Origin of the sequence: Haladaptatus pallidirubidus (genome assembly GCF_020700235.1) — an archaeon.
GTDB classification, from domain to species: Archaea; Halobacteriota; Halobacteria; order Halobacteriales; family Haladaptataceae; genus Haladaptatus; species Haladaptatus pallidirubidus.
In genome coordinates this window covers 3099093-3112013 of the sequence record NZ_CP085301.1, presented here as the reverse complement: position 1 = coordinate 3112013, position 12921 = coordinate 3099093, and the positions used below count along the sequence as shown (strand labels likewise).

16 protein-coding genes are annotated in these 12921 nt (G+C 61.6%); 6 read left to right on the top strand and 10 right to left on the bottom strand.

Annotated elements, in window-relative coordinates:
- Positions 1-3: 3 nt before the first annotated feature.
- The gene (locus tag LIX15_RS16745; protein ID WP_227774349.1) at positions 4-711 is read right to left on the bottom strand and encodes a class I SAM-dependent methyltransferase; all 708 of its coding nucleotides are present in this window, start codon (positions 709-711) and stop codon (positions 4-6) included.
- 130 nt (positions 712-841) lie between these two features.
- Between LIX15_RS16745 and LIX15_RS16740 the strand changes: the two genes are divergently transcribed.
- Positions 842-1024, top strand: a complete 183-nt coding sequence (locus tag LIX15_RS16740; RefSeq protein ID WP_227774347.1) for a hypothetical protein — start codon at positions 842-844, stop codon at positions 1022-1024.
- Positions 1025-1044: 20 nt separating this feature from the next.
- Here the strand turns inward: LIX15_RS16740 and LIX15_RS16735 are convergent, their stop codons facing one another.
- Positions 1045-1443 carry a PPOX class F420-dependent oxidoreductase gene (locus LIX15_RS16735; protein ID WP_227774346.1) on the bottom strand — a complete coding sequence of 133 codons (399 nt, stop codon included), beginning with the start codon at positions 1441-1443 and terminating at the stop codon, positions 1045-1047.
- 145 nt (positions 1444-1588) lie between these two features.
- Between LIX15_RS16735 and LIX15_RS16730 the strand changes: the two genes are divergently transcribed.
- The 3 genes from LIX15_RS16730 to LIX15_RS16720 all read left to right on the top strand — a co-directional run bounded on the left by LIX15_RS16730 (position 1589) and on the right by LIX15_RS16720 (position 3406).
- Positions 1589-1840, top strand: a complete 252-nt coding sequence (locus LIX15_RS16730; RefSeq protein WP_227774343.1) for a MarR family transcriptional regulator — start codon at positions 1589-1591, stop codon at positions 1838-1840.
- 140 nt (positions 1841-1980) lie between these two features.
- On the top strand, positions 1981-2730 hold the full coding sequence (locus tag LIX15_RS16725) for an MBL fold metallo-hydrolase (RefSeq protein WP_227774341.1): 750 nt from the start codon (positions 1981-1983) through the stop codon (positions 2728-2730).
- A gap of 28 nt (positions 2731-2758) precedes the next feature.
- Complete coding sequence (locus tag LIX15_RS16720; protein WP_227774340.1) at positions 2759-3406, top strand: YkgJ family cysteine cluster protein; 648 nt, start codon at positions 2759-2761, stop codon at positions 3404-3406.
- A 94-nt stretch (positions 3407-3500) separates the two neighbouring features.
- Here the strand turns inward: LIX15_RS16720 and LIX15_RS16715 are convergent, their stop codons facing one another.
- Positions 3501-3941 (bottom strand): TRAM domain-containing protein, encoded by a 441-nt coding sequence (locus tag LIX15_RS16715; RefSeq protein WP_227774338.1) that lies wholly within the window; start codon positions 3939-3941, stop codon positions 3501-3503.
- 399 nt (positions 3942-4340) lie between these two features.
- Complete coding sequence (locus LIX15_RS16710) at positions 4341-6068, bottom strand: radical SAM protein (protein ID WP_227774336.1); 1728 nt, start codon at positions 6066-6068, stop codon at positions 4341-4343.
- 319 nt (positions 6069-6387) lie between these two features.
- On the opposite strand from LIX15_RS16710, the gene LIX15_RS16705 reads away from it, so the two are divergent.
- On the top strand, positions 6388-6546 hold the full coding sequence (locus LIX15_RS16705) for a DUF7559 family protein (RefSeq protein WP_227774334.1): 159 nt from the start codon (positions 6388-6390) through the stop codon (positions 6544-6546).
- Complete coding sequence (locus LIX15_RS16700; protein ID WP_227774332.1) at positions 6543-6932, top strand: Hsp20/alpha crystallin family protein; 390 nt, start codon at positions 6543-6545, stop codon at positions 6930-6932. Before LIX15_RS16705 ends, LIX15_RS16700 begins: the two co-directional genes overlap by 4 nt.
- Positions 6933-6995: 63 nt before the next feature.
- On the opposite strand, the gene LIX15_RS16695 is transcribed toward LIX15_RS16700, so the two are convergent.
- The 6 genes from LIX15_RS16695 to LIX15_RS16670 all read right to left on the bottom strand — a co-directional run bounded on the left by LIX15_RS16695 (position 6996) and on the right by LIX15_RS16670 (position 12738).
- Positions 6996-8135, bottom strand: coding sequence for an NAD(P)/FAD-dependent oxidoreductase (locus LIX15_RS16695; protein ID WP_227774330.1), 1140 nt, complete (start codon positions 8133-8135; stop codon positions 6996-6998).
- Complete coding sequence (locus LIX15_RS16690) at positions 8132-8896, bottom strand: creatininase family protein (RefSeq protein ID WP_227774328.1); 765 nt, start codon at positions 8894-8896, stop codon at positions 8132-8134. The genes LIX15_RS16695 and LIX15_RS16690 overlap by 4 nt, the downstream gene beginning before the upstream one ends.
- A gap of 73 nt (positions 8897-8969) precedes the next feature.
- A complete protein-coding gene (locus LIX15_RS16685; RefSeq protein WP_227774326.1) occupies positions 8970-9752 on the bottom strand; it encodes a DUF7388 family protein in 783 nt (260 codons plus the stop codon).
- 716 nt (positions 9753-10468) lie between these two features.
- A complete protein-coding gene (locus LIX15_RS16680) occupies positions 10469-11065 on the bottom strand; it encodes an NUDIX hydrolase (RefSeq protein WP_227776916.1) in 597 nt (198 codons plus the stop codon).
- A 24-nt stretch (positions 11066-11089) separates the two neighbouring features.
- Complete coding sequence (locus LIX15_RS16675) at positions 11090-11578, bottom strand: DUF7109 family protein (RefSeq protein ID WP_227774324.1); 489 nt, start codon at positions 11576-11578, stop codon at positions 11090-11092.
- A gap of 26 nt (positions 11579-11604) precedes the next feature.
- Positions 11605-12738 (bottom strand): glycosyltransferase family protein, encoded by a 1134-nt coding sequence (locus LIX15_RS16670; RefSeq protein ID WP_227774323.1) that lies wholly within the window; start codon positions 12736-12738, stop codon positions 11605-11607.
- Between the last annotated feature and the right edge of the window lie 183 nt (positions 12739-12921).

The window sequence follows — 12921 nt, the reverse complement described above, 5'->3', positions numbered from 1 at the left end:
CGCCTACTCAACCCGCGCGTTCCAGTAGGAAACCGACGCGAGGTGGTCGCCGATGGCCGAGTCGATAAGGGTCGTATCCATTTCGCGGATTCGCTCCGCAATAGCGTCGGGAATCTTGCGGTAGAAGCCGTACGGAAGCACCCAATCGTGTTCTGCACCGACGAGTCGAAGACCGGTTTCGGACAGCAGCTTCTCCACGTCGGAAAGCGAGTAGAGCCGCGACCCCATCGGCAGAAGCCAGTTGTAGAGGCTTCGCGTACTCGGCCCGGCGAACGTATCGAAAAAGACCTGTTCTTTGGCCACCCTGCGCATCTCACTCAGGAAGGACGCGGGTGTGTCCGCGAGATGGAAAAACCGCATCGCAAACACCGTGTCGAAATAATCGTCGGGAAACGGAAGGCGGGCCGCGTCGCCGCGCATAAACTCCAGATGGTCGTCAACGCCAGCGTTGTGGGCTTTGTGGCGTCCCTGTTGGAGCATCGCCGACGAAATATCGAGTCCGATGATATCTGCTCCTCGTTCGGCGAGCATGACCGTAAATCGGCCGGTGCCACAGGCGATTTCGAGGACTCGTTTTCCTTCGACTGGCCCGATCGCGTTGAGAACTGCCTGTTTCTCACGGCGGTCGATAAGCCGTCCGCCACGGGAGAATCGCTTCTCATCGTATTCCTCGGCCACCTCTGTCGCCTGATACCATTCCTGTCCCTTCACACTTTCTTCTACACGGTTGTACCTCGCCGGGGGGATAAAACGGTACTGAAAGCGGATAGGCAAGCCAAACGGAAAATCAGTCACACGAACGTCTTTGCACGTTGCTCGCGTATGGACCGTGGGGAGTAGTATGCCGACGTGTAAGCACTGCAACGGCAAATTTACGGCGGAAGAACTCGTCCGGCACGAGTACGAGCGGGTACTCGTCGTTCACTGTCCCGACTGTGGGTGCGTGCTCGGCCAGTACAACCGCCACAGCGAGGCACCGAAAACCGACCACAAATCGGACTCCAACCGCGGCGTTACGGAGTGAGAACAAAACTGTCGTCCAATCTACCCACCCGTCACGACGCGATCGGGCCGAATACGGATGATGACGCGTGATCCCTGTTCTTCGCCAAGATTTGGGTACTCGTCCCGTTCCATATATCGTTCGGTGAGTTCGTTGATGTGTTCGACCGCGCCGTCCTCCGTCACTTCCTCAACTTCGCCACGAATCGAAATGAACCGGTAAGGGTCGTCCGGGTCGAGCATGTCCAGTCCGACCTTCGGGTTTCGCCGGACGTTCTTCTCCTTTTGTCGTCCTTTCGCGGTATTGATAAGGATGTAGTCGCCGTCGTAGCCGACCCATACCGGCGTCACTTGCGGCGTCCCATCCGGCATGACGGTTGCGAAATTCGCAAACGTTTTTCGCTCGAAGAGGTCGCGGTAATCGTCCGGAATCGATTCCATGGGTGAGACACGACGGGGTGCGTAGAGTAGCTTCTGCCCGACCCATCACATTATTAAAATGATATATAATCACGATTAAGGTGTGGATATTGTATGAACACCCATATAGCCAACTTTTACCACCTCTGTCAAGCGGTATCATAATATGAGCACGACCGCGACCAAACCAGCAGGCGATTTCCGCGAACGACTGCGTGAACTCCCCCCTAGCGCGAAACTCATCGCCAAGGTGCTGGAGACCGACGAACCGCTGACGCAGGGCGAACTCGCTGACGAATCGCTCCTCCCCGACCGAACCGTCCGCTACGCCCTGACCCGCCTCGAAGAACAAGACCTCATCGTCTCGCGCCACAGTTTCCGCGACGCTCGAAAGCAGGTCTACCTCCTGAACAACTGATTCCACAATCCGGCCATCCGATCTTCGGCCTCCCACGTTTCGCTCTTTTCTCGCTTTGATGTTCGTCTTCGTCCTGCATTTAATCAGAATCATCCAGTACGAACGAGGAACTTTTTCGGTAGACCACCCTTTCTCCGCGTATGAATCCCATCTCCGTCCCGACGGAAACGGTCGCTCCACACAGGACGACGAACGCCTACGTTGTCGGTTCGGTTCTCATTGACCCGGCAGGGAGAACCGACGAACTCGACCGAACGGTCGCGAAAAACGACGTCGAACACGTCCTCGTGACGCACACGCACCCCGACCATGTCGGCGCCGTGTCTCACTTCGCCGACACCTGCGACGCGACCGTTTGGGCGCGACGAGGTCGCGAAGCGCGGTTCGAGAACGCGACCGGACTCACGCCCGACGAAACGTTCCGCGAGGGAACGAAGGTGGGTTCCCTAACCGTAATCGAAACGCCGGGCCACGCGCGCGACCACGTCGCCCTCGCAGGAAGCGACGGAATCATCGCTGGCGACCTCGTTGTCGCGGAGGGGAGCGTGATGGTCGCCGCCGGAGAGGGCGACCTGCGGGCGTATCTCACCTCGCTCCGTCGGCTGTACGCCCGGAATCCCGACGCACTGTATCCGGGGCACGGACCGGTTATCGATCACCCACGGAAAACGATTCGGCGACTCATCGACCACCGACTCGCTCGCGAAAGACGCGTTCGGTCTGCGGTGCGGTCGGGTGCGAGAACGCTCGAAGATATCACCGATTCGGCTTACGACAAGGACGTTTCCGCGGTTCGAGAGTTCGCCGAGCGAACCGTTGCCGCCCATCTCGAAAAGTTGGCCGTCGAAGGTGACGTGAATTGGGACGGCGAGCGCGCCGTGCCGCAATGATTTTGCGCGCTCGCCCGAACTGAAAACCGTGCAGAGTCTCGAAGCCGAACTGGAGCGCGCGAAAGCACTCGACGCCGCCGACCTCGCGGACGCAATCGAGGATATCGGATTCGAGTGTACGCGCTGTGGAGCCTGCTGTACGAGCGAAGCGGACGATCCCCACACTGCGACGGTGTTCCCCGACGAAGTGAGGGAACTACAAGACGCGACGGGGTACGATTTTCGGGACGTGGCGCGACCCATGCCTTACGGGCTGACGGACGGAGAGGGCGAAACGTTCGAGTGGGCGCTCCAAACCGACGACTGCGGCGACTGCCGATTTTACGAGGAGGACGAGTCGGGGAGGGGTGCGTGTTCCGTCCACCCCGATCGACCGCTCATCTGTCAAACGTACCCCTTTAGCGTCGAATTGGATGGAACGAGTCAACCGATGGGCGAAGCGGTAGACGAGTCCGGTATCGTCCGAGCGCACGAGTGCGAGGGTCTCGGACGCGACATCGACCGGGAGCACGCCGAGGAACTCGCGGACGCCCTCAAGGAGCGAGCAGTTCGCGAACTGGAAGAAGCAATCGATGTTCGCGACACCTACGAACCCGCCGATCCGGATTCCGGCGAAATCGTTGTCCACGATTCGGAAGGAGCGAAAAAACCCGACGGAACCGAGTACGAGCGGTAGCCAGTAATCGGTTCACGATGCATCGAGCGTTCGGCGAGTAACAGATAAAAACGGCCGCCGCTACCGAGACCACTTTACAAGAAAAAAGTCGTTATTAGAACTCTTCGTCGATGATTTCGCCGACGGCGAAGTTCGATTTCACTTCCGTGATTTCGACCTTCACGCGCTCGCCGATTTCCGCGCCGGGAACGATAATAACGTAGCCGCGTTCGACGCGAGCGATTCCGTCGCCCTGCTTGCCGATATCTTCGACTTCGACGTAGCGGATTTCTCCTCCTTCGACGGGCGGCTGTGGCTCGGACGAAACAGGAGTTGGCCCGCCGTTGCCGTTCTCGGATTGCGTCGCCGTCGTCTCGGTTTGGTTTTCGCTCGATTCAGTTTCCGTTTCGCGCGAGATAAGCGCAACACGGTAGGTTTCTCCCGGTTCGACCGAACCCGTGTCGATTTCGCGTCGTGGAACAGAGACGACGTATTCGTCGCCTTTGAGAGTAACATCAGCGCTGAACAGACACAGGAGTTTGTCAGAGATTTCCAAGGTCGTAGACCTCCAGTTGAAACCAAGTAGTCAACCATTAAAGAATTATCGGGAACGACCTTTTACGACGGTCGAGCGGCAGGGCCAGCGCAACTTGCGCTGGCCCTGCCCGTCTCTCTATAAAAGCTCGACCAAAAGCACTCCTCGCTCCCGATGGTCGCTCGTCGGCCCGCTCGTTCGTCGCTTCGCTCCTCACTCGCGGAAGAACTGCTGGCCCGCTGGCGGTTGTGTAGTCTTTGACCTTCCGTGGTCGTGTAATCTGCCGACATTCTGTGATTGTGTCGATTGTTGACTCCCGGTGGCCGTGTCATTTGCCGACCGCTTCCTCACGCCGAATCCTCGCTTCGCTCGGTGTCGGCGCTCGGTCGCGGTCGAGAAATGGAAATCAGTTTTCGGCGTTCAGTCCGCGCTTCCCGGTTTTTCCGCCCGGGCGAACTTGCTCAAATCCACGTTCACCGTTTCGGCGAGTTCGTCGGGTGTCTCGTAGGGGCGGTTGACGATGACGTTTCCGGCGCGCTGTTTACCCAGTCCGGGAATCGCCGTGAGTTCGTCCATCGTCGCGCTGTTCACGTCGAGAGGGTAGGGAACCCCCGTCACGGAGCGGAATCCGTGGTCGACCACGGCCACGTCGATGGTTCGCCCGAGTTCGCGCTCGCCCGGAATTCCGACGAGCAGGGGATAGGTGCCGAGCTGTCGTCCGAACGTTCGCCCGTCCTTGTGGTACTCCAAATGGACGTTCGGCAGGACGGTTCCCGGCGGGGCAACACGCTGGAGCATCGGATTGTCGATTTCCTCGCGGACTTCGCGCTTGTACTGTTTGAACAGCTTTTTGTGATCGTTCGCGATGTCCGCGCCGACTTCGTTCATCTCCGTCCCCGAGAACGCCATAACCTGCCGGATGTTCACCCGGCGGAGCATCAGCCCCTCGTCGTACACTCGCCCGAGGAACTCCCGGTTGTGGTCGAACGTCTCCCGACGCTCGCCTTTTAGTCCGTGGAGCAAGTTGATTCCTGGCAGGAGTTTCGGTAGTCGGTTCGCGGCGTCGGCGCCGAACGTCGGGGCGCTTTCGCCGTCCTCTCCGGGTCGCCACCCCGCCTCCTCGTTGACGATTTTCACCGCCTCGAAACACTCCTCGGCGGTGACGTTCAGGTTGTTCTCCTCCTGCACGACCGGGTCGGCGGATTCGAGGCCGAAGGCGGCGGTGTCGCCCGCCGTATTGTGTTCCGCGATAACTCGAATCCCCTCACGGGAGAGTTCGGGCCACTCCACGACGGTGATGGGATTCATATTGTCGAGATGGAGCGTCCCGATGTCGGGTGCAACTTCTCGAATCCCGCCGTACAGTTCCCGGAGCGCGTCGGGATTTGGTTTCTCGCCGTTTCCGCCGTAGGCCAGAATGTCGGCCTGTCGCCCGAGCCGGAAGTGTCGGGCGCCGCGGTCGTACAGTCCGGACACCTCCGCAATCACTGATGTCGGTTCGCGGAACGAGGGATTGCCGTACAACGGTTCCGTGCAGAACGAGCATCGGTAGGGACATCCCCGCGAGGTTTCCATCTCGCAGATGAGATAGTCGGGGTGGTTCGGGTGCTGTTCGATGACGAACGCGCCCGCCTCGGCCCAGCGGTCGATTTCCGCGTTGTCGCGCATCCGGTTGCCGAAGCCCTCCAGTCCGCTCTCCACGAGGTCGAAGGCCGCGGCCTCCACGTCGCCTTTCGCCACGAAATCGAAATCGAGGTCGTCGCGTTCGGTTTCGGTTCCGCCCGCGTTTTCGTCCCCGACGCCGAACTTGACGGGGCCGCCCATCAAACTGGTTCCGTCGGCCGTCCACGCCATTTTGCGCACCTCGTCTGGTTCGGCGGGCGTTCCGCCGACGTACTTGCCGGGGACGGTCATCCCGCCGATGTAGACGAAGAGGTCGGCGTCGGCCACGTCGGCCCACTTGCCGTTATCCTCGCGAAGCTCGTCGATAGTGTGGTACGTAATCCGCTCCGCTGGCACTCCCGCGTCCACGAGCGCCCCGGCGGTGTAGCGCGGGTACGTCGATACGTACGGCGGCACGCCGAAGTGGGCCGGTTCATCGACGTACCCGTCCACGAGCGTCACGTCGAGGGTCGTGGGGTCAATCATACTCGTTTTTGCGACCGGAACGGTAAAACGGTGACTACACTGATTTTGCGCCCACCCATACAAGAACCCGGTTAAAAACCGACGAGACAACCCCGACGCTCGAGAAACGCGCGAGGGATGGGTGCCCGAGCGCCAGCGAGGGAGTGAATCGGTTGGGGAGAAAGTGGGCTGTTGCGGTGCGGGTTTGATTGGAGTCGGAATTGCTATCGACTCTGCAATGTAGCTCCGGCTATCACAGGCAAACTCTCACGATGCAGTTCGTCGTCGGAAAACGACCGGAGTCCGCGCGTTTATTTTCATCCAGAACGTATCGCTTCTCATGCCAGCGACGCTTGAGGTCAAATGCACCAAAGACGACTGCGAACTGGACATGTTCGAGATGCACTACACCTACGACATGCCCGACGAAGTCGGTGTGACGGATTTCAGCTGTCCGTACTGCGGCGAAACCGACAGTTTGGACGAAATCGAACTATGACTCTTCAGGACATCGGTCGCTCGGCCGCGACGGCCATCGCATCGCGCGTCGGCCGCGCCGCGAGCAAAGTGCAGGAAAAACGCCCGATTCCGTCGGATCTGCTGGAGAGCGAGGACGCCTACCTCGTCGTTTTCGACGCGGCGGGCGCGACGGGAAGCGACGTGCAGGTTCGGTTCGCCGAGGACTCGGTGCTCGTGCGAATCGACCGGTTCCGCGATTTCCACGACGGCTACGACATGGTGTACCCCGGACGGGGAATGTCCCTCGACGGGAAGGTCGAGCTTCCGGCGGACGCCGACGTGGACGCACAGAGCGCGTCGGCGACGCTGACCGATTCGGGAACCCTCGAAGTTCGGGTTCCAAAATCCCAGTCGGAATCCGAGTAACGGATCGAAACCGAGGCGCGATTCCGAACACCGTCCTTCTCTCGATTTTCCCCCGACCGTTTTCTACTCGACGGCCATCCCTTCGACGATTTTGAACTCCTCGTCGCCGACGAACCGCGTCGGGTCGAACTCTGGGATACTTTCCTCTCCGAGAACGTTCTTCGCAATCGCCTCGCCGAGTGCTGGCGCGCGCATGAATCCGTGGCCCTGCCACCCCGCGGCGACGTACAGACCCGACCGCAGTTCGCCGAGGAGCGGGTCGTAATCCGGCGTCGCGTTGCAAAGTCCGGCCCACGCGCGCTCGACGGCCGGGGAAAACGCCGCGGCGTTTTCCCCGGCCGAACCGGAAAGGCGATGCGCGAGTCGGTCTTCCATGGCGGAAACGAATTTCTCGTCGCCTTCTCGCTTCCATTCGTCCGGGTCGCTTTCGACTTCCTCCGTCCCATCTCCGGCGAGCAAGCCCTCGGGATGCGGGCGCAGGTAGTAGCCCTCGGTGGCGTCGTACACCATCGGTACGTCGGCGTCGAACTCGCAGGTGAGCGCCTGCACTCGGTAGGGCTTCAACGGAACCGGGATTTCGGCGTCCGCGAGGAGGCGTTTGGTATGGACGCCAGCGGCGACGACGACGGCGTCGAACTCTTGCTCGGTTCCATCCTCGGAAACGACGCGGGGCGGGTCGATTCGAACCCCGACTTCGTCGTCGGTTCGAATCTCCGCGCCAGCTTTTATCGCCTCCTCGGCGACGGCTTTCGCGTAGCTTCCGGGGTCGGTTCGACCCGTATTTCGGGCGATTGCGGCGACAGCCACGTCCTCGGTGTTCAGGGCGGGATAGCGCTTCGCGAGTTCGTCTCCGTCGATGAACGACACGTCCCGTCCCTGTTCTTGCATTCTGGGTACCTGCTCGCGAACTGCCGCCGCTCGCTTCTCGTCGCCCGTGCGCGCGAACCAGACGTAGGGCGTTTCCACGAACTCGAAGCCGCCGGTTCCCGAAAATTCGCGGAAGCGCTCGATTGCGCGGTCGCCAATTTTCGCGTCCTCGGGCGCGGCGAACGCGTCGTACAGCACGCCCGCGGCCCGTCCCGTACTCGCGTCCTCGTTCGGAATCTCGCCTTTTTCGAACAGCACGACGTCTTCGCCCCGAACCGCGAGGTCGTGCGCCGCGGTGATGCCGACCGCACCGCCGCCGACGAGTGCGATTTTCATCGGTGTTCCTCCGGCCAAAGGGCGGTTATCTCGCGCTCGCGGAGCCAATCCACGAGAGCATCGAGTTCGTCGCTCGCGCCGGAAAGCAGTCGCTCGCCCGCCTCTTTCGAGCCGTCGGTCGGATGTCCGACGACGCCGCTTTCGGAGAAGTCGATGGTGTCGAAGCCGACGTTCGCGCCGTGAACGTCTTCGCCCCACGCCTCGCCTGCCCCCGCCTCCGCGTCTTCCAGATTCGCCTCACGCACGAGATCCTCGGCGATTGCGAGGAGCATGCTCGTCTCGATTTCGTCGGCGTGGGTGATGCCGACGCCGAACTCGTCTTCCAGTATCTCGCCGATTCCGCTCCACCAGTTCCACGGAACCGCGAAGGCGATTTCCTCGCGTCGGAGGCGGCGCGCGACGCGCTGGAGCGCGCCGCTGTTGCCGCCGTGGCCGTTCACGACGACGACCTTCCGAACGCCGTGGCTGGCGATGCTAGCGACGATGTCCCCGATGTAGTTCTCGAACGTCTCCGGAGCAGTCCAAAGCGTCCCGTCGAATTGGCGATGGTGTTCGCTGACGCCGACCGGAATCGTCGGCAGACAAACCACATCCTCGCGGTCGGAGACGGTGTGGGCGACCGTTTGCGCCGCCATGAAATCGGTTCCAAGCGGGAGCGCGGGGCCGTGCTGTTCGACGCTTCCGGTCGGGAGGAGCGCGACTTCCGTGTCGGCGAGGTCGTCCCCCGCCGTCGTCGTCGTGTGCTCGTGAAGCAAACTCATGGGCGGGCAATTGCGTTCACGGTATTTGAAACTGGGTATCACGGCGAACGCCGAAAAGGAGTTTGCAGGCGAATTAGCCGAGGAACGGCTCGACTCCCCGCGCCGGATAGCCGACCACGATGTCCGCTCCGGCGTCCTTCAACTCGGAGACGCGCGCGCCGATCTCCGCTTCGGTGCCGACGAGAGCGAAGTCGCGACTGGCTTTCGAAAGGACGGTTCGGGTGCGCTCGACGGCACGAGCATCCGTTTTCCCGTCCTCCGGAAGCGCCCGAGCGACCGGCTTGCGGCGGGCGACGTACTCCCCGACCGCGTCGAGGATGACGTTCTCGTCATCCGTGAGAACCGTCGGCGCGTACACTGCAATCGTCCCCTCGAATCCGGCGGCCCGGAGTGCGCGGAGTTCGTGGTCGGTCGAGCGAGAGAGCAGTTCGAACTGCGTCGCCCCCGTCGCGGTAGCGATTCGTTCGACGCCCTCCGTTCCGACCCACGCGTCGGGCGCGCGGTCGAGTGCTCTCCCGAGTCGAGGTGCAATCGCCCGCGATTTTTCTTTTTTCGAGAGATAGGCGGGGTGGCCCGCGACGAGCACCTGTCCGGCGTCTTCCGGCAGTCGGTCGAAAAGCGAATCGTCGCCGAGGGGGTCGAAGCCGTCCGCCCGAACCGGAATCGTCATGCGAAGACTCTTCTTTGCGGCGAGTTCGGCAATCGTTTCTCTACCGGGGAGATGTTCGCGCCCTTCGAAGTCGATAGTGACCGTTTCGAAGGGTAGCTCCAGCGCCCGGCGCACGTCGCATTCGGTTGGTTTCAGTGCGACCGCATCGAGACCGGTTCGTGTGACGGCGTGGCTACTGGTTAACATTGATTGCTCCCCATGGTCAGAACTAGGCTACTGCATACGCGGAACGCGATCCATCGTCTGTGCGACCATGTGACTACCCGTTGTTCGGTAGTGTTAAAAAGCTTGTCGGCAACGGCAACTCTGAGATGGATGGTTGTCACGGGATGCGTTTGTTTCGGTGGTTTTCGCCCCTATTCCGCTAGGTAATCACGACTCCAAATATCGCCATCGCAACCGCACCAGCCCACACGCCTCGCCAACCGATTCCTTCACTCCTTTCAGTCGCTCAGTCATCCACCGGAAAGGGATCCCGCTCGGTCGCTTCACTCCTTCGCGGGTGCGCAACTTCTGAGCCTTCCTTCACTGCGTTCAGGAAAACCTCGCGCGGAAATAAACAGATCTTCGGAGTCCGAAGACCTGTGCCGGTGCGCGCCACGTGAAAAATCCGAGCGTCCTGTAATCGACACACGCGAGGGGGCGACCGAAACGAGCGCTAGCGAGTGAGGGAGTCGGTTGGGGAGGGTGGGGTCTGCGGGTGGGGTGGCGGTTTCAGTGGAGTCGTGAGTAGCCAGAAACACCCCCTGAAAAGACTCAGTCGCCCGTTAGTGATTTTCTCTAGGTGGGGGTCGTAGGGAGTCGAGAATAGCTAGCAGCACGAAAGCAAACCCACTGATAACTGACGAAACAGAACTAAAATCAGAAATTGCTAGCAACGCGAACTCCCGAAAAACGACTTTCTACCCCAAATCCGGGTCGGTATCGACGTATCTGTCAATCGTCTCGGGGGCCCGCCAGTCGGTCACCAGTTCCAAAAACTGCACCACCATTCGCCCCGTCGCACCCCAGACGGTGTAGCCATCGACGTGGAAAAAGTGGATGACGATGTCGCCGTAGTGCGGGTGGTCGCGGTGTTCGTTTTCGTAGTTTTCGGCGTCTATCAGCCCCGAAATCGGAAGGACGGCGATTTCCGCGACTTCGCGCTCGTCTGGTTCGTAGGTTCGGTCGGAAATCCGGGCGACGAATGGCGTGACGGCGTAGTTCGTGATGGTTCGGATGTCGTCCAATCGACCGACGCGTTCGACTTCCTCGGGTCGAAGGCCGATTTCCTCGTTGGCCTCGCGCAGGGCGGTGTCCCACAGGTCGTCGTCCTGCGGTTCTCGTCCTCCGCCGGGAAAGCTCATCTGGCCGGGATGTTCCCCGAGGTGGTCGGCCCGCTTGGTGAACAGGAGATGCGGGCCGTCCTTCCGCTCGACGACGGGAACGAGGACGGCGGCGTCGCGCTTCTCGTCCGTGACCGACCGCGGTTCGTAGTCGGCCACGCGACCCAATTCCATGTCCATTTGTTGCTCCGTTCGACCTTAATTTGCCCGGTCGCCGAGCGATTCGTCCAGTCGGTCGCGCACGCTCCCTGCCGAGACGGGCGCCCACGCTTCGAGGTCGTAGCTCACGTCCAACAGGTGGCCGGCACGTTCCTCGTCCGCGGTTTCCGCCTCCGAGAGAAGGCGGTCGTTGACCCGCTCGCCGATTCGTTCGCGATTGACGGAACGCTCCGGTACGTCCATGATGTGCGGCAAATCCTCGCCGTTTTCGGGAAGCACCGGAAAGGCGACCGGCCCAGGAACGAGCGCGGTCGCTTCCTCCCCGTCCGTTCCCCCGTCGCTTTCGACTTCGGCTTCCACGAGGTAGTAGTCCGTCACGGCGTCCTCGATGACCGACTCGAACGCCGATTCGTCCACTTTCTTGCCCTGCTTGAACGCCAGTTCGGCGAGGGCTTCGGCCAGTTCGGCGCGCGTGAGCGCGCCGAACAGATCGACCACCCCGGCGAGTTCGTCCTTCGTCTCGTTCATTATCGGGAAGGGTCGGCCCACCGATATTAGTGTTGGCGTTCGGGCAGGCGCGGTCGCGTCGCCTCCCGAACGTCGGCGGGATCGATGGGCGCGTCCGACCACGCGGGAAGCAGTCCGCCAACTGGTTCGCCGACCGATTCGGTCGGCGAACCGCTATCCCTCGGCGACCGAACCGCCTCGGAGTACGTTTTGACCTGCTCGCGCTCTGCGGCCACATCGTATCGCAGGCCGTTGAACGCGGCGTCCGCGGCGTACTGGCGGACGAACTGAGTGGCTGTTTTCCGGTAACGCACCGGGAGTGTTTCGTAATCGGGGGAAACGCCGTTAGCTTCGCAAACGCGGAACAGGGCGCGCCCGACACCGTCGCTCATCGCGGATAGTCCTCCCGACCCGGAAACGCCGCGATGGTCGTGTTCGTACCGACCGAGGTCCACCTGTGCAGTTCCGTCGAATCCGACTCGTCCAAATGCTTCGCCGAGGGTGCCGACTTCCAACCCCCAGTCGCGCTCGATACGGAGGTTCGACGCGAGTTCGGCGGTCACGCCGAACTCGCCCGCCAGCGCGTATCGGAATGCGCCGAGGTAGGAGAGAACGGGCGCGTCGTGTGCGTTCCGCAGCGCCCGGACGAGCGGCGCGTAAAACAGCCGAAACAGCCGCCCGTACAGCTTTCCGTCCTCGACGCGGGCGTAGTAGCCCTTCGTGAACGAGAAGCCGGAATCGAGCGGAGAGAGCAATCGCGGGACGATTTCCGAACAGTAGGTTTTCGCGTCGGCGTCGTGGCAAACGACGAAATCCGCGTCCATCGCCGCAACACCGAGGGCGAGCCACACGTCCCGCCCTTTTCCGACCGCACCGTTCAAGCCGTGGGCTTCCAGCAGGTCGGTCACTCGTGGATCGTTACACCAGAGCAGAGTCATGGGAAGGTCGAACTCCGCGAGCCAGTCGCGAACCGCGCCGACGCGCTCGGATGGTGCGCGAAGCGGGATGACGACGCGACCCGGCCCGACGGATTCGAGTTCCGCGAAAATCCGACTCGCAGTCGCCGACCGATACTCGCGGTCGGTCATCGGGACGACCACGGCGGTGCGGTCTGTAGGGACGTCGGGAACGCGACCCGTTATATCGTGGAGCGTCGTTACCTGCTCCTGCACGTACTCCATTGCTGGGGGCTTGGGAGAGGGGAATGAAAAAGGGAGTGAAGTCGGCAGCGAGCGACAGAAATCGTCCACGACCTCGTCCTCGAAAACCTCGTCGAAGACGGGCAGGGCATCAACGTGGTCGGACGGGACGGCACTCGCGGCGCGGCCATCGGACTCGATCCGGACGAAACGCTGATTCCGACC